14 protein-coding genes and 6 tRNA genes are annotated in these 16,840 nt (G+C 39.3%); 9 read left to right on the top strand and 11 right to left on the bottom strand.

What is annotated here, in order from left to right:
* Positions 1-150 precede the first annotated feature (150 nt).
* The 3 genes from HDE70_RS18115 to murQ are packed head-to-tail and all read right to left on the bottom strand — an operon-like array spanning position 151 to position 2,334.
* On the bottom strand, positions 151-900 hold the full coding sequence (locus HDE70_RS18115) for a Bax inhibitor-1/YccA family protein (RefSeq protein ID WP_183869967.1): 750 nt from the start codon (positions 898-900) through the stop codon (positions 151-153).
* Positions 901-950: 50 nt separating this feature from the next.
* The gene (locus tag HDE70_RS18110; RefSeq protein WP_183891465.1) at positions 951-1,520 is read right to left on the bottom strand and encodes a hypothetical protein; all 570 of its coding nucleotides are present in this window, start codon (positions 1,518-1,520) and stop codon (positions 951-953) included.
* 7 nt (positions 1,521-1,527) lie between these two features.
* The gene (gene murQ, locus HDE70_RS18105) at positions 1,528-2,334 is read right to left on the bottom strand and encodes an N-acetylmuramic acid 6-phosphate etherase (RefSeq protein ID WP_183891464.1); all 807 of its coding nucleotides are present in this window, start codon (positions 2,332-2,334) and stop codon (positions 1,528-1,530) included.
* A gap of 191 nt (positions 2,335-2,525) precedes the next feature.
* On the opposite strand from murQ, the gene HDE70_RS18100 reads away from it, so the two are divergent.
* On the top strand, positions 2,526-4,133 hold the full coding sequence (locus tag HDE70_RS18100; protein ID WP_183891463.1) for a S41 family peptidase: 1,608 nt from the start codon (positions 2,526-2,528) through the stop codon (positions 4,131-4,133).
* A 78-nt stretch (positions 4,134-4,211) separates the two neighbouring features.
* Here the strand turns inward: HDE70_RS18100 and der are convergent, their stop codons facing one another.
* Together der and era are read right to left on the bottom strand one after the other, a co-directional pair.
* Positions 4,212-5,513: a ribosome biogenesis GTPase Der gene (der, locus tag HDE70_RS18095; protein ID WP_068405690.1), complete on the bottom strand. Its 1,302-nt coding sequence runs from the start codon at positions 5,511-5,513 to the stop codon at positions 4,212-4,214.
* A gap of 46 nt (positions 5,514-5,559) precedes the next feature.
* Positions 5,560-6,438, bottom strand: a complete 879-nt coding sequence (gene era / locus HDE70_RS18090; RefSeq protein ID WP_111633120.1) for a GTPase Era — start codon at positions 6,436-6,438, stop codon at positions 5,560-5,562.
* A 111-nt stretch (positions 6,439-6,549) separates the two neighbouring features.
* Between era and HDE70_RS18085 the strand changes: the two genes are divergently transcribed.
* From HDE70_RS18085 to HDE70_RS18055, 7 genes are all read left to right on the top strand, one after another.
* Positions 6,550-6,622: transfer RNA gene (locus HDE70_RS18085), tRNA-Met, on the top strand.
* Positions 6,623-6,663: 41 nt separating this feature from the next.
* Positions 6,664-6,735 (top strand) — tRNA-Glu (locus HDE70_RS18080).
* Positions 6,736-6,783: 48 nt separating this feature from the next.
* Positions 6,784-6,856, top strand: a tRNA-Met gene (locus HDE70_RS18075).
* Between the two features lie 44 nt (positions 6,857-6,900).
* A tRNA-Glu gene (locus HDE70_RS18070) sits at positions 6,901-6,972 on the top strand.
* 205 nt (positions 6,973-7,177) lie between these two features.
* A complete protein-coding gene (locus HDE70_RS18065) occupies positions 7,178-7,873 on the top strand; it encodes a hypothetical protein (protein WP_183891462.1) in 696 nt (231 codons plus the stop codon).
* A gap of 197 nt (positions 7,874-8,070) precedes the next feature.
* Positions 8,071-8,143: transfer RNA gene (locus HDE70_RS18060), tRNA-Met, on the top strand.
* A gap of 41 nt (positions 8,144-8,184) precedes the next feature.
* Positions 8,185-8,256: transfer RNA gene (locus HDE70_RS18055), tRNA-Glu, on the top strand.
* 610 nt (positions 8,257-8,866) lie between these two features.
* On the opposite strand, the gene HDE70_RS18050 is transcribed toward HDE70_RS18055, so the two are convergent.
* The gene (locus tag HDE70_RS18050; RefSeq protein WP_183869972.1) at positions 8,867-10,369 is read right to left on the bottom strand and encodes a glycosyl hydrolase family 18 protein; all 1,503 of its coding nucleotides are present in this window, start codon (positions 10,367-10,369) and stop codon (positions 8,867-8,869) included.
* Positions 10,370-10,713: 344 nt separating this feature from the next.
* On the opposite strand from HDE70_RS18050, the gene HDE70_RS18045 reads away from it, so the two are divergent.
* Positions 10,714-11,994 (top strand): acetyl-CoA C-acetyltransferase, encoded by a 1,281-nt coding sequence (locus HDE70_RS18045; protein ID WP_183869973.1) that lies wholly within the window; start codon positions 10,714-10,716, stop codon positions 11,992-11,994.
* Between the two features lie 6 nt (positions 11,995-12,000).
* Here the strand turns inward: HDE70_RS18045 and HDE70_RS18040 are convergent, their stop codons facing one another.
* From HDE70_RS18040 to HDE70_RS18020, 5 genes are all read right to left on the bottom strand, one after another.
* Positions 12,001-14,205 (bottom strand): alpha-galactosidase, encoded by a 2,205-nt coding sequence (locus tag HDE70_RS18040; RefSeq protein WP_183891461.1) that lies wholly within the window; start codon positions 14,203-14,205, stop codon positions 12,001-12,003.
* Positions 14,206-14,316: 111 nt separating this feature from the next.
* Entirely contained in the window at positions 14,317-14,748 is a 432-nt protein-coding gene (locus tag HDE70_RS18035) for a DUF417 family protein (RefSeq protein ID WP_183891460.1), read from the bottom strand.
* A gap of 89 nt (positions 14,749-14,837) precedes the next feature.
* A complete protein-coding gene (locus HDE70_RS18030; protein ID WP_183891459.1) occupies positions 14,838-15,773 on the bottom strand; it encodes an NADP-dependent oxidoreductase in 936 nt (311 codons plus the stop codon).
* A gap of 226 nt (positions 15,774-15,999) precedes the next feature.
* Entirely contained in the window at positions 16,000-16,197 is a 198-nt protein-coding gene (locus HDE70_RS18025) for a hypothetical protein (protein WP_183891458.1), read from the bottom strand.
* Between the two features lie 24 nt (positions 16,198-16,221).
* The gene (locus HDE70_RS18020; RefSeq protein WP_183869978.1) at positions 16,222-16,437 is read right to left on the bottom strand and encodes a bacteriocin; all 216 of its coding nucleotides are present in this window, start codon (positions 16,435-16,437) and stop codon (positions 16,222-16,224) included.
* Positions 16,438-16,840 lie beyond the last annotated feature (403 nt).

The following is a 16,840-nucleotide window of genomic DNA, read 5'->3' as shown; positions in this document are numbered from 1 at the left end:
GAAAAATCATTTCCAAGCAAATAGAGTTTAAAGCATATAAAATTGCAAAAATCAGGCAATTTGAAGGGTGGTACGGAACAATGTTCTGTACGGGCACAAAAAAAGCCGGTCAGTTCTAAACTGACCGGCTTTTTGTAAAAGGTTGCTGACTTATTTTCTTCCTCCGAATATTCTCAATAGGAATATGAAGATATTCAGGAAGTCAAGGTATAATGACAACGCGCCCATGATCGCTAATTTCTTAGTATCATCAACGGCCATTGTACCGCCGTTTTCTTCGATACCTGCACCGATACGTTTTAGTTTTTGAACGTCATAAGCAGTTAATGCAGTGAAGATCGCCACACCAAAGAAACTCATGATATAGTCAAAACCTGAACTTTTCAGGAACATGTTAATTACACTGGCAATTACAAGGCCTACTACACCAATCATTAAGATTGATCCGAACTTACTTAAATCAGTGTTGGTGGTGTAACCTAACACAGCCATTAAACCAAATATCCCTGCCGCAGCAGCAAAACAAGCCACTACTGAACTTGTTGTATAAATCAATAAGATGAAACTCAGACTGACACCAGTCAATACTGAATACAGAATAAATACGCCTAATAACGCGCTATATGACAACTTACTTAGTCCTGCACTCATTAAAAGTACCAGCCCAAGCGGGGCAAACATAGCAACATAACCTATCATAGACATTTTACCTGTTTCCTGATTGATCAGGTAGCTTAACATTTCTGGCGTATTTGCCATGTAAACCGCAGCCAGTGTTGATAAACTCAACGCTACAAACATCCATAAAAACACGTTGGCAAAGAATTTCTTTGCAACTGTTCCTGTCTGGTTTTCCACAAATACTGATTGTTGTGACCAATTATTATTGTTGTTATCCATGTTATTTTAAAATTTAATTAAATATACGAATCTATTTGTATCAGCAAAAGCTATGCCCCTAGTCTTTTTGTCAGAATTTCTTCAACTTTATGGAAGATTTGAAGGGGTTTTGCTGTTCTCCATGCCAAATCGTCAAGTTCACCACCAAAGTTGATATAGTAATCAATATTGCTGTTTCTGAATTCTTCAATTACATGCGGGTTAAAATTGAGTCCGGTGATCCATCCGTCTTCGACGTCCTGAAACCATTCTTCATAGTAACTGTCTTCTGAAGCATGGAAGTTAAGGACGTTTTCTCCAATGAGGATAAATTTATTGATGCCTTCATCGATCATCAGTTCCAGTATTTCTCTTTTCAGAAGCATAATATCGTTTCCTATCGCGTCATTCCATTCACCGATAAATTCAATGATCGCATAGTTATGGTCGTAGTCCACAAACAGCACTTTAATATAAAGTGTATTGGAACCAAAATCATCCCATTGCGGATGGATCAGGAAATTATACAGCTGTTTATCGAAATAAAACTCAGAGTATTCGGTATTGTAAAAAGGTGACCGGGGGTCTTCCGCGGCTATATAGTCGTCACGCCAACGGTAAAATGGTTCTATTTCGTGCATAATATTTTTATTTAGTACCGGCTTCCACAGCCTTTCTAACACTTCCGTAACGGATCAGCAGGTCTTCGGCTTTTTTATAGTCGATATGAAGTTCATTCATGACCATCTGTGTACCTCTGTCAACGAGTTTATGATTCGTTAATTGCATATCGACCATTCTGTTTCCTTTGACGCGGCCTAATCTGATCATCACTGTTGTGCTGAGCATATTCAGGACAAGTTTCTGGGCAGTACCGGATTTCATCCGGGTCGATCCGGTTAAGAATTCAGGGCCTACTACAACTTCGACGGGGAAATCACTGGCTTCAACTACAGGGCCGCCTTCATTACAAATGATACAGCCGGTCAGTACACCGTTTGCTCTTGCGTTTTTCAATCCACCGACCACATATGGGGTAGTCCCTGATGCGGCAAGCCCAACCAGGCTGTCTTTTGCATTGATGTTAAATTCCTGTAAGTCTATCCAGGCCTGGGTATCGTTGTCTTCTGCATTTTCTACAGCACGTCTGATTGCCTTGTCACCTCCGGCAATAATTCCGACTACCTGGTCAAAAGGGACGCCAAATGTCGGCGGACATTCTGAGGCATCAACTACACCCAGTCTGCCGCTTGTACCTGCGCCGATGTAAAATAACCTTCCTCCGCTTTTCATCCGCTCTGCTACAGCAGCAGCCAGTTTCTCAATTTGCGGAATCGCTTTCTCCACGGCCAGGGGAACTGTTTTATCTTCGTTATTTATACCTTTCAGAATGTCAAGCACTTCCATCTGATCAATATTGGTATACTTTGATTCTTGTTCGGTGATGCGTATCATGTTATCTTTTTTTTGTTAAAAATCGTCAATTTCTTTTTAACAGGGAAATATGAATGCATTTCGGGCAGATTTACAGCTGAATATTTATAAACAAATGAGGATTATAATAAAATCTTAAACAATTACAATTCTAATGGGGTTAGTAGCTTAATTAACAGTGTAATTTCATAACTTTGTGCAAACCTACTTCAGTGAAACCAACTACCCGTAAAAACCTGCTTGTCGCAATCACTTATTCTGTTACATTAATAGGTGGTATGTTTCTGGGTTACAAGTTTTTAAAGGATCAGGGGTTCACTTTTCAGCGCAGTGTTCAGTTCGCGGATAAAAATTCAAATAAAGTAGACGAAATTATCAATCTGATCAATAGAAATTATGTGGATGAGATTAATGCGGATACTTTAAGTCACCTGGAAATTGATAGTTTATTACATCAGCTGGACCCGCACAGTGTTTATCTTCCTCCGGTTAAAGCAAATGCACAATCTGATATGCTGGAAGGCAATTTTCAGGGCATCGGTATTGAATATTATATTCTTAAAGATACGCTGCTGGTCACTAATGTGATCAAGGACGGGCCGGCTGCACAGGCGGGTCTGAAACTGGGTGACAAAATCTTGAAAATTGATAGTTTATTTGTCAGTGGTAAACATTTGACTAAAGATAAAATGATCGGAAAGATCAAGGGTAAAAGCGGGACTCCGGTTCAACTGGTTGTATTGCATACCGGAGCTGTGCATCCTGTCACGTTAACAATCAAAAGGGGGAGAGTGAGTGTGAGCAGTATTGATGCTGCTTATATGATTAATGCGGATGCCGGGTATATCAGGATCAGCGAGTTTGGCGCCAATACAGATAAAGATTTTGTAGAATCTGTAAAAACACTGAAGGCCGCGGGAATGAAAAAACTGGTACTTGATCTGCGTGATAATGGCGGTGGTTATTTAACTGCGGCTACCGGGCTGGCCAATCAGATTCTTCCTGAAAATAAACTGATTGTTTATACTGAGGGGAAACATGAGCCGCGTACAGATTATATTGCCACAGGGGGAGGGGAGTTTGAAAATGGGAAACTTGCTGTGCTGATCAATGAAAATACAGCTTCTGCGAGTGAAATACTGGCGGGTGCTGTTCAGGATCTGGATAGGGGAGTGATTATTGGACGCCGTTCTTTTGGAAAAGGACTGGTACAGGAACAGTTCCCTTTTGGAGATGGTTCTGCACTGAATCTGACTATTGCCAGGTATTATACACCTCTGGGCCGTAGTATTCAAAAGTCTTATAAGAAAGGTTATACTGCTTATCAGAATGAGATCGATGATCGTTATAATGATGGGGAGCTGACTGATAAGCCTGTAGCTGCAAAAGATAGTTTGAGAAGAAACCTTGCTTTTACAACGGGTTCGGGGAAAAAAGTTTTTGCAGGTGGTGGTATTGAGCCGGATATCTATGTGAAAATGGATACCACAGGAATGAATAAGTTCTACGGTATGTTATTGACTAAAAAGGTGCTTTTTGATTATGTATTCGATGTTTTGGCGAACCGCTATACTGCTGCTTACCTGGAGCAGAATTTAGCAACTTTCAGTATCAGTGATACGGATTATAAAGACTTTGTGAAGTTTATACAGAGCAAAAATATTGTGATTGATCCCAAACAGCTTGCTGCGGCAAAACCAGTTATTTATAGTGACCTGAAAGCTTTGTTGTGTAAGTATCATTTAGGGGAAGCTGGTTATTATAAGGCTTTGAACTTAAATGACAGTATGGTAAAGCAGGCGATTTCCAGCATGCAGTAAATAAGACTAAAACCCATTTATTAAGGCATAAAAAAAGCGGTATTAAATCTAATACCGCTTGTTGATGATTTTCAGCTTCTATTTTTGTCTGAAGTAGATCTGGATTGGTGCTCCGCTAAAGTCGAAGTTCTCACGTAATTTATTCTCAATGAAACGTTTATATGGTTCTTTGATGTATTGAGGAAGGTTACAGAAGAAAGCAAACATTGGTGAGGTTGCATTGATTTGCGTCACATATTTTACTTTAATGTATTTTCCTTTTAATGCTGGTGGCGGATATTTCTCAATGATCGGCAACATCACATCGTTCAGTTTCGAGGTAGGAATTTTCTTTCCTCTGTTTTTGAACACTTCTAATGCGGTCTCAACTGCTTTGAAAATACGTTGTTTACTTAATACTGAAGTAAATACGATTGGAATATCTGTGAACGGTTGTAGTTTAACACGGATCTGTTCTTCGAAAGCTTTCATAGTTTTATGATCTTTCTCTACTAAATCCCATTTGTTAACCAGAATTACGATACCTTTTTTGTTCTTCTCTGCTAAGTGGAAAATATTAACGTCCTGAGACTCCAGGCCATCAACAGCATCTATCATTAGCAATACTACATCAGCCTCTTCAAGGGCTTTAATGGTACGCATAACAGAATAAAACTCGATGTTCTCTTTTACTTTTGTTTTTTTACGAAGCCCTGCGGTGTCGATGAACATAAATTCATGTCCGAACTGATTGTAGTGAATATGGATGGAATCACGTGTTGTACCTGCAATTGGGGTAACGATGTTTCTATCCTGGCCCATTAAGGCGTTGATCAGGGAAGATTTACCCACATTTGGTCTGCCGACAATTGTCAGTTTTGGTAAAGCATTTTCTTCGACTACGTCATCTTCAAAATGTGAGATCACGTCATCCAGTAAGTCACCTGTACCTGAACCTGTCATCGAAGAGATTGAATAAATATCTCCAAGGCCAAATCCGTAGAATACAGCTGCATCATTTTCTAATGAAGTATTGTCTACTTTATTTACGACAATGAAAACCGGTTTTTTACTGCGGCGTAATAGCTGTGCTATTTCATCATCTAAATCTGTAATTCCAGTGATTACGTCAACCATAAACAGGATAACGGAAGCTTCTTCGATCGCGATAACTACTTGTTCACGGATTGCCGCTTCAAACAGATCTTCAGAATTTGCTACATAACCTCCTGTGTCAATTACAGTAAATTGTTTGTGTGTCCATTCAGCAACGCCATAATGGCGATCGCGTGTTACACCACTGAAATCATCAACAATTGCTTTACGACTTTCAGTTAAGCGATTAAAAAGGGTAGATTTGCCTACGTTTGGTCTTCCGACGATTGCGATAATGTTACTCATGTGTTTTGTGAATTGTATTAATTATTAAGGGGTTGCAAAGGTAGGTTTAATTTTCGTACCCGAAACTTTTTAAATAGTTCTTTTTACTACGCCAGTCCGGAAGTACCTTTACGAAGGTTTCAAGGAAGACTTTCTGATCTAAAAACTTCTCAATATCCTTACGTGCTTCAGTACCAACCTTCTTCAGCATAGCACCACCTTTACCAATCAGAATGTTTTTCTGTGAGTCACGTTCTACGATGATCTCTGCACTGATCCTGGTGATTTTCTCTTCCTCTTTAAAAGAAGTGATCACTACTTCTGTACTGTAAGGGATTTCTTTCTGGTAGTTGTTGAAGATTTTCTCCCTGATAATTTCAGAAACAAAGAAACGCTGGGTCTTATCTGTCAGGTCACCTTTATCGTAGTAGGGTGGGTGTACCGGAAGATATTCTAAGATCCGCTCCATAATCCCATCTAAGTTATATTTATGTAAGGCTGAGATTGCATAAATATGTTTTGGTTTTAAAAGTTCCTGCCAGTAAGCTTGTTTCTCTTCTACCTGCTCCTGGGTTGCGCCGTCAATTTTGTTGATCAGTACAATCATAGGAATAGTGGTATTGATTATTTTTTCCAGTACATCGTTTTCATCATGTTGTTCATTGATGTCTGTAACGAATAAAATTAAATCTGCATCACTTAATGCGCCTTTGACAAAATTCATCATTGAATCCTGTAGTCCATAACGGGGTTTTATGATGCCGGGTGTGTCTGAAAAAACAATTTGTGAATCTTCTTCATTGACAATTCCAAGAATACGGTGACGGGTAGTTTGGGCCTTCGGAGTGATGATCGATAGCTTCTCCCCCACCAGGGCATTCATTAACGTGGATTTACCAACATTTGGCTTTCCTATTATGCTTACAAAACCTGCTTTATGCGACATTGAATTTTTTTTAAAATAAATTTGCATTGCAAAGAAACGAAATATATCTTTGCAGACCAATTTAAAACAAAGGAAGATTTAATCTTTTATAGTTTGAGATTGGAAATATAGTGCGGGGTGGAGCAGTTGGTAGCTCGTCGGGCTCATAACCCGAAGGTCATCAGTTCGAGTCTGGTCCCCGCTACCTGGAGAAGCAAAACCTGCAAAGGTTAGTCGCTTTGAAATGGCCCGTTCGTCTACCGGTTAGGACGCCAGATTTTCATTCTGGAAATAGGGGTTCGATTCCCCTACGGGCTACAAAAGAAAAGGCTGGTTGCACACTGGCCTTTTTTGATTAAAACATAGTGCGGGGTGGAGCAGTTGGTAGCTCGTCGGGCTCATAACCCGAAGGTCATCAGTTCGAGTCTGGTCCCCGCTACCTGGAAAGCGTTTAACCCTTAAAAGTTAAGCGCTTTAATTTATGGCCCGTTCGTCTAGGGGTGAGGACGCCAGATTTTCATTCTGGTAACAGGGGTTCGATTCCCCTACGGGCTACTCAAATTTTCATCTTGTTTCTTTGATGAAAAAAAATATTTATTGATTTTCGGGGTTACTGTTTCTTTAACTTACAGGTTTTGGCTCAATTTTGTATTTATATTTCTTTCTCAGCTTATCTGTAGTTTTATTTGTTTTATAGCTATATATTTATCTATCCGAAATAATAATTATTAATTATAAAAAATAGATACTAGTTTAGTTTATGAAGATTTCTCTGTTTTGGTGTGGCGTTTTTGCCTTATGTTTATTCGCAGCCTGTAAAAAGGAAAACCCTGCACCTTCGGAAATAAAACCTGATCCGTTATTGACCCTGGGAGATTCTTGTTCTTATCAGATGGATGGTAAATCTTATTCATTTACTTATCAGAATGGTTTTAGTATTGGAAATTCGCAAACCAATGTTAAATTAGATTCGGTTGTAAAGGGAGCAAGATATTATTCTGGTGATAAAGACTCTGTGATGTTTAGCAGAAGTTATAATTTTGATGCCAGGGATTTTAATGCAGGTATTAGTATTTCATTTGCTAAAAAATATAATAAAAAAGAAATGGAGCAAAGTAAGCTGGCTCTTTTTATCCCTAAAAATGGAATGGATCTGTTTCAGCCCGGAAATTATAAATATCCCATTGATTATGAAAGAGAGAATACGCAAAGTGGTATAGCTATTGAACTACATATAAACGAATCTTTTTCTTCGTATAGTAAGGTTTCTATAGCACGTCCAACCGTGATAACTTCAGAGAGTCAGCGACAGTCAAAATTTGAAATCATTCGCTGTGTTAAATTGACAAATGGTAACTATTTACTGGAGGCCAAATTCAATACTGTCGTTTTTGACGGAGAAGAAAAGGTGAAAAAGAACATTGAAAATGGATATTTGAGGTTAATTCTGTATTAACTAAGACATAATTTGTGTTTTTTAACATAAAAATGAAGATTAGATCTGTCTGTTAATTAAGGGGATAGGATTGTTTTCTAAAAATAATACAAGTATTTATTGTTAATACTTGCGGTTTTTGAAAAATAACCCTATGTTTGCATCACTTTAAAAAACAGTAGTATTAGCCTCTGAAGGCCTGTTTGTTAAGGATATAGTGCGGGGTGGAGCAGTTGGTAGCTCGTCGGGCTCATAACCCGAAGGTCATCAGTTCGAGTCTGGTCCCCGCTACCTGGAGAAGCAAAACCTGCAAAGGTTGGTCGCTTTGAAATGGCCCGTTCGTCTACCGGTTAGGACGCCAGATTTTCATTCTGGAAATAGGGGTTCGATTCCCCTACGGGCTACGAAGCCGCTTTACGAAAGTAGAGCGGCTTTTTGCGTTTCTGGAATTTTCTTTTACTGCGTACAATAAATGTAATCCTTGATTTGTATGTTATTTAAATGATTAATTATGAGTCGCTTGTCTCTTGTTTCGAAGGGAGAATATATGGAACTTTACTATCAGGAATTTAAATTATTCCTGCAAAGGAGAGACCGAAAACCTTAAATAGAGTAGGTATTCAATAAAGTTTTTAACTGCTTTTGGGTGTAAAAACAGTTCTTTGATTATGTCAAGATTATGGTATGCTTATATGGGGTCTGGTAGTTATTCTGATCCACATAGTTACACTAGATCAGTTGTGACGCCTACTTGTCGAAATGGAGCGCATCTTTGTGCAGTATTCGCAACTGAGGGGCCAACAGTGGGTTGCCCACCGGGCCCGGGTCCTTATCCGCTTTTCATCTCTACTAATATTCAGTCGTATATTGCAAGTGGTCTTGTGCAGATTATTCCAACGCCACAACCTCCCCCTCCTGATGTTGCATATGTTTATTTTAAGGCATAATAAACTTTTGATGTTAAACCTGATCAGGATATAGCATTATATCCTGATCAGGTTAATTTAAAAATTATTATTTAGGGCAGTTCTCTACAAACTCCCATGGGCCCCATTGGCTGGCCTCTGGTAATTCATTAGGATTTACGTACCATTTGTTTTTGTATATTTTGCCATTGTAATATACTTTTGTACCAGGTGCCGGGTAAGCAATTCCTGCATTGTAGGGCGCTACACCACAATTTCCTGTGCCGGGGTTGGTTGGATTAGTTGGGTCAGTAGGTATAACTGGTGTGTCATTCTTGTAGTCAAATGCATTCGCAAGTGCTGCTGATGTAGTTTGTCCGTTTAAAACTTTTTTAGCCACATTCAAATAAGTTACGCCAGTATAATTCGTTCCTTTTGCAGATAACAATGCAAGGTTCCAAATCATGATACCATCATTTTTACCTGCTCTGCTTTGTGTACCACCGTCATGGATATACTTTGCTAAATCAGCTTCAAATTGAGGTGTGTGTTCAAAATAAGGCCCCCATGGTTCGTTTGGTACGTGTGTACCGTGTGCTAATTGGAAGCCGTAGATGTTAGCGTAATAAGCATAAGAGTCATACATTAACTTGCGGTTAGGCGCTGCTCCTATATTATAAGCCTGATAAGCAATGATATCCAATTTATCTCCTGCTGCTTTGATTACAGGAATCATTGCACCTGTTGAGCTGAAGCCAAATAAGCTGATACTTTTTGTTCCATCGGTTGCGCTGTACAGGTAGCTGTCAGATTCTCCGGTTATCGTGTTGCGTTTGCTATAGGCGAATGGAGATGCGGCATCATCATTATTTAATCCGCCTAGTGCTCCTGACCCTACAGGTGCTGTAGCGATGATATATCCTGCTGATTTTGGCATTAATTTTCTGGATTCGGTAATGAATCTTGTTAAGTAAGCTACGTTAGCTGCATTTCCTGATTCGCTAAAGCTACCAGCAGGTTCAAAATCCCAGTCAATCCCTCCGAAGCCGATATCATCTACGAAGTCTTTGATCTGTTGATAGTTGATGTTGTTGAAGTTTTCCGGAGCTCTCCAGTAGGTTTCACCACCCAGGGATAAAATTACTGTGATACCGCGTTGTTTCAGAATTCCAACAGCACGTTTCAGCATCAAACCGCCTTCGGTTGCCTGATAACACTCTAGTCCGGTGTTTGCTGTTGAAATGTTGTAAGAGCCTTTTACATACGTTAAGTTAGGTTTGGCAAATGCAAAGAATACGTGTGTTACAGCAGTTGGTAAGGTTGTGAATGCGCTTTTTCCATCTTCATTTAACCATCCTTCAGTCCAGCTTGGATAGTAGCCTATGGTGATTGGTTTGGTTAAACTGGCGTTAGCGTTACGTTCGAAATTGACCTGTGTTTTCGAATTACTTAATGACTGGTTGTCTGATTGTGAATTCCCAGGTTCTGATTTCTTGCAGGAAGAAAAAGCGGTTAAGATAAAAAGCCCTGCTGCGGTGCTCTTTTTTAAGAAATTGCATACTTTCTTTTTCGATGACAAGATTTTGTCATCAACTGATAAATGTTGTTTCATAGGATTAGGTTTTTAAGTTAATATCAAAAATAACATAGAGAATTACATTCGCAACTTTAATTGTAACATTTTCGATATAAATTATCGGATGTTATTTATGTGGTATTTATTTTCTTTGTAGAATAATAATCTTGATTTTTTTGCTTGGGTTTGGGTGGACTTTAACTTGCTGATGTGTCTCATTGTCACATTATTATGTAAATATTGTATTTTTTTATATTTCAATTAATGAAAGTATAAGGCCTTATATAGAAATGTTTGAGCTTTTTTATTATATGTTTTTAATTTTAAATTTTGTTGGCTGATATTCAGTAAATTTAGTGGTCATTAATTAGGATCAGGCTATGCTGGGTAACCATAAATCAAGGAAAGTGGCGATCGTTGGATACAATCGCATTCCGTTTGCACGTCACAATACTTCTTATGTTTATGCAAGTAACAAAGAGCTGTTCAGTGCAGCACTGAACGGGTTGATTGACCGGTATAAGTTACAGGGGCAACTGATAGGAGAGGTGGCCGGGGGAGCAGTGATCAAACACAGTACCCAGTTGAATTTAACGAGAGAATGTGTAATGGCTTCTTTGCTGGATCAGAAAACTCCTGCTTGCGATCTTCAGCAAGCTTGTAATACGGGGGTTGAAACAGCAATTTATATTGCCAATAAAATTGCATTGGGTCAGATTGATGTTGGAATTGCCGGAGGAGTTGATTCTGCGAGTGATGCTCCGCTGGTATTAGGGGAGAAGTTGCGTAAAATTCTTTTGGCAACACGCAGAGCAAAGACATTTGGACAGAAATTTACTGAATTTTCTAAAATCAGGATTAAGGATCTGACTCCCGTAGCGCCAATGAATATGGAGCCGGGTACAGGGTTGTCAATGGGAGAGCACACTGAGATTACTGCTAAATACTATCAGATTTCCAGAGAAGAGCAAGATATCTTCTCTTTGAAAAGTCACCAGAAACTGGCCGCTGCATATGACCGTGGATTCTTCAGGGATATGATAAGCCCATATTTGGGATTGGATATAGATAATAACATGCGCAGGGATACCAGTCTGGAGAAATTATCAAGGCTAAAGCCTGCTTTTGATAAAGTAAATGGGTCACTTACTGCGGGTAATTCTTCTCCATTAACTGATGGGGCCTCTTGTATTTTATTGGCCAGTGAGGAGTGGGCTGCTGCGCAAGGTCTGCCAATTCTGGCTTATATCACTTTTGCAGAGGTAGCTGGTATTGAATACCTCAAAGCAAAACAAAATCTGTTGCTGGCACCGGTCTATGCAGCGGCTGATATGCTTAAAAAAGCAGAGTTAACTTTGCAGGATTTCGATTTTTATGAAATTCATGAGGCTTTTGCAGCCCAGGTACTGGCAATTCTTAAAATATGGGAAAGCTCTGAACTCCTTAAAGAATTTGGATTTGATGAAGCTTTTGGTAAAATAGATCCTGATAAATTAAATGTAAACGGAAGCAGTATCGCTACCGGGCATCCGTTCGCTGCTACCGGTGGGCGTGTTTTGGCCACCCTCGCCAAACTATTGTATGAAAAGGGCAGCGGTAAGGGCTTTCTTTCTGTTTGTGCAGCAGGAGGGATGGGAGCTACAGTAATTCTGGAAAGATAAATTATACTATTCAATCACAAGCCAGGTATATCCATTTGCCGGTATAGTTACCTCATAAATTACCTGATTATTATTGTCTAAAGTGTAAGAAACAGCTTTTCCTTCTTTCTCTCTGATATTGGCCTGACCAGTAAGACCTGTGTAATAAAGCGGCAATATGATTGTTCGGGTAATTTTCTCTGCCGAAGGGTTATATAACATAGCTAATCCCTTTTCTTTTTGATTTGGATTTACATGTAAAATCCCATCCCATTCTCTTCCGTCCGCCCTGCGCAGGTGTATAATGTCTGAATTTAAAATGGTCCTGTATTTTTTATACCAGCTGATCACATTAGTAACCAGTTTCTTTGTTTCCTGCGTATCGTATAATCTCGGGCCGCGGTAACAGGCTTGTATCCCTGCTCCGTAATATTGCATCATCAATTGTTCGTAAGCATTAAGATGTGCTGACAGTGGCTCTAGCGTCGCAGCTTCTCCACCGCCCTGATATTGTGTTAATGGAACGAATCCCCAGCTCATTGTGGGTGTTTTCTCCCAGGTTCCGTCATAGATATTCTGACGGTTCAGGATCACCTGCTGCTCTCTTGGCAAGCTAAAGTTTACTTCTCTGTAGCCCAAGGCTATTTTATGGGTTCCATCCAGAAAATACCAGTCTGGTGCATTGACATAAATGCCATTTTCATTGCACCAGCGATATAATCCTTTTTGCAGTTCTATTTGTGCCCATTGCGAATCTTCCAGTCCTTTATGACCCGGATGTTTTGTCGATGCACAGACATCGCCCGGATAGGGGCCATCATTCTCAAATATATCGAGTCCTGTCTTTTTAATAAACTCTTTGATTTTATTCAGATAGGCAAGGCCCCAGTTTGAGCCTAAACAAGGTGCATGGCCGAATTGAGCATGGACATCTGCTTTTCCGGTTTTCGGGTCAATCACATCTTCTTCATCATTAATCCGGCGACTGGAAAATAGGGAATATCCGCCCATCAAGATCCCTTTACTGTGTGCATAATCTACTAATTCCTTAATTTTGATTATATTTTCTGCGCTCTGGTCTTCCATGTGCAGACCGCTGCCAAAACTGAGAATAATAGCTTCATAACCTGTTTCAGCACATTGGTCAACAGCAGTTTTGACTACCTTTGGATCAATAGTGATCAGGTGCATAAAAATTGGGTTTTCTGTTGACCATGGGGCGATTTTACGGTACATCATACGTTGTGCCAGTCCATTTCTGTCCCTGTCATAGCTATCCAGCAGTAATTCATTGGTTCTGATAGACTTAAAAGTATTCCCAGGCGCAATTTCTACGCCCGGGCCAATTGGTGGATAAACCTCCAGTAAACATGGCGTTCTGAGATTATAGTTAACCTGCGAAGTGTAGGTCGAATCTGTATTCCAATGGGTAGTTTGATCCGACAAACGGGCATTCATGGAGTTATTAAAAGCATAGTTGCTTTCTACATAAATTCCATGCGGGGGTTTAATATTTCCTGGATTTCCATCAACTGAAGATTCTTCCTCATGTGCAGCAATGAGCTCATTAATTACTTTATCTAACTTGATGGTTTGCTGCCCTTTATTTTCGACACTAAGCCATTTACAGATGAGTGGTATGCCATCATATAATTCATAATTTATATTGACCCGGATTCCTTTTAAAGCAGGTAAGCTGGATTCAAAAGAAAATGTCAGCATCTTTCCTGTAGGTTGTTGCCTGTTGGAGGCCCACTCATTGGCGGCAGGCTTCCAGTTGATATAGGGTACAATGGGAGTGATCCGATAAGATTTAAAAAGGAAATCTGAATCATTTGCCGTTAGTCCGTCCAGCCATTGATTTAAAAGGTAAGCCTTTTGCTTTTGGCCGTATAATCCGCCAACGTTATATGGCTTACCATTGATGGTCAATTTTGCTTCCGGACATACGGCTCTTAAAAGCTGCTGTCCATTGCTTAGATTGCTAAAATCTGTACAGGCAAGATTTGGCTGTAAACGAAATGATCTTTTGATTAATCCATTAGATAGAATGATGTCTTTATTCGTTAAACTGCGGTATACTTGTGCTGTTCTGTCCTTACTATTGATCAGCCAATCTTGTTTCTTAGCCGGTTCTTCTGTTTTTTTCCATATTGGCAATGACGTTATTTTATCTTGTGCCAACAGGTGACTGGCTTGAAATAATAGTAAAGCAGCTAATATTCTTCTCATTTTTTAATCTCCGTTTTTACGAATATAAAGAGATAAATACAGAAGTAAACAGGAAGTTTGGGACTTAAAATAATAAAATGATTTAGCTGTATCTGTTTGATAACTAAATTTTTAATCGGCATATTCATTTGCAGAATGTCCAAAAACCTGGATCCCTATAGCTAAAAATGCCAGATCTTTTAAGATAAAGAAATCGGTAACCGGAACACCGTCCAATTGCTTCCAGATACCGGGAGTGCTGAGCAAAAAGCTTAACGTGGAGGCAAAAATGACCAGTGTGAGTATACCGGCAATTTTTCCCGCTTTTCTGCTCCAGAAAGAACCAGCCAGAAACAGTGCAGTAATAATTTCAAAGATTCCTATAATGATAGATCCTGTCTGAATAGAAACCAGTTGATAAAGCCAGCTCATTATCCAGCTGTTTTCGACTAAAGGTTTAATCGCTTTTGCTTCTGAGGGCGTAAATTTTAATAGGCCTATCCATACCAATACCACTATGGTGGCAATCACGCCCATGGCGTAACCTGTTTTGTTTGTTTTCATACCCCTTTGTCGGGCTTTTCAAAGAAACCTTACAGGGAATTATAAAAAAGATAAGCGCCAGGTTTTAGTGGGCACTTATCTTTTTTAACTTAAACAGTGATGACTATTTTTCCAACTGTCCTTCCCGATTCTATAGCAGAATGGGCTTCTGGTAATTGCTCAAACGCATAAGTTTGACTTACATGAGATTTAATAATCCCTTTTTCCAGTAAAATGGCCAGTTGTTTCATATCATCTCCATTGGAAGCTACCAGGATGAAGTAACCATTAATTCCCTTAGCTGATGCTTTAGCGGTTACTTCTTCATTCAGACCTGAGGGAATACTAATGATTGTACCGCCTGTTTTAATGACCTCCAGTGAACGATCAATATTATCGCCGCCTATGGTGTCCAAAACAAAATCAAGGTCTTCAGCAGCATCTTCAAAGCGCTGACTTTTATAGTCAATATGCTCGTCTGCACCAAGTTTTATTACAAAGTCTTTGTTTTTTGCAGAGGACGTTCCAATCACATAAGCGCCAATATGTTTGGCAATTTGCACGGCATAATGTCCTACACCTCCGGCAGCCGCGTGGATCAGTACTTTATCGGTCGCTTTGATTTTTGCATGATTAACCAGCACTTGCCAGGCTGTAAGTGCTGCCAGTGTCGCCGCAGCAGCTTCTTCATGTGATATATTAGCTGGTTTTAATGCAAGATGTACCGCCGGAGCAGCTGCATACTCAGCATAAGCTTTACCGTGACCGGGAAAATTGACCATCCCAAATACTTCATCACCCACTTTAAAAAGCTGGGATTTTGATTCGGTAATTATGCCTGAAACATCCCATCCCAGGATAATTGGAGGTTGTTCTTTGAGTTTTCCATATAATCCTTTTCCGGTTCTTGTCTTTGCATCTACAGGATTAATACTAATTGCTTTAACCTGGATCAGGACTTCGCCTTCAACGATTACTGGTACGGGTAATGTAGTCAGTATCAGTTTGTCTACATCACCGGATTCTGTTAAAACTATTGCTTTCATTTCTCTTCATTTAAATTTGTAACGCAAAATTGTACTTATTTATTGACGGTTTTACGGTATAAATTTTCCTTATTTCGGTAAATTTGAGACATGAAGAAAGTTCGGTCTGACAATGAAATAGCTGATGAGCTACTTTTTATGGAGGAGATTCAGCGGAATAGGTTTTTCAAAAATGACCGTTATGCTGATACTATCAGCATAACGGCAGCGTTAATTTATTATGGTTTTATAGAGAGCCGAAAATGGTGCCTAATGTACTGCCTATAAAGCTGACAGTGCTTTTTACAAAATTAGAAGTGATATCTATCACTTCTTTGGTTAAACCTGAAACTAAATCTCCAAGAATACCACCACCTTCAATTGTTGACATTTCTGCCGTGTTCATTTCCTGAACACCAAAGTTTTTTAATTCTAGATTCTTCATAATAGGGGTCGGTTTGCTGAGGTCTTAAAGAGAACCTAAAATTGTAAATAATTGAGTAAGACCAAATTTTACAGTGTTACCAACTACAGTACTTACAGTATTAACAACTCCACTTACAGTTGTAGCAACTGCGCCAACTACACCAAAAATATCACCTAGTAAACCACCGCCTTCGATTGTTGACATTTCTTTTGTGTTCAGCTCTTGAACACCAAGGTTTTTTAATTCTAAATTTTTCATAATGGGGGATTATTATAAAATATATTCCTTACTCATTAAAGGCTTTTCAGGATACGCCTAGGTTGGCCAAACACTATAACGAAAGTAATGATATTTGACTAAAGCGTATAAAAGCCAAAAAACCTTAAGCACCCTGATTTTGTTTTGTAGTTGACTGAATACTTGATTTTTATACTTGAAAACAGGCTTTTTGAGCTACTGTTCCAGTCACATCCGGCGCTTATTCAATTCATTCATTTAGTGCACTGTCCGTTTTGAGGGCTGGACAGTGGGTTGCGAGTGATATTGGCGCCTGTTTTTTTGCTGAATATTGTAGTTAACTATCTGATCGTAAGCTTGTTTTTCTTTTTGGTGAATAGGATTTTCATTAGCCGGAGGCCGAGAAAATCTCAACCGAAATTGA

Origin of the sequence: Pedobacter cryoconitis (assembly GCF_014200595.1) — a bacterium.
In the GTDB taxonomy this organism is placed as follows: Bacteria; Bacteroidota; Bacteroidia; order Sphingobacteriales; family Sphingobacteriaceae; genus Pedobacter; species Pedobacter cryoconitis_C.
This window is presented reverse-complemented; position numbering and strand designations above follow the sequence as displayed.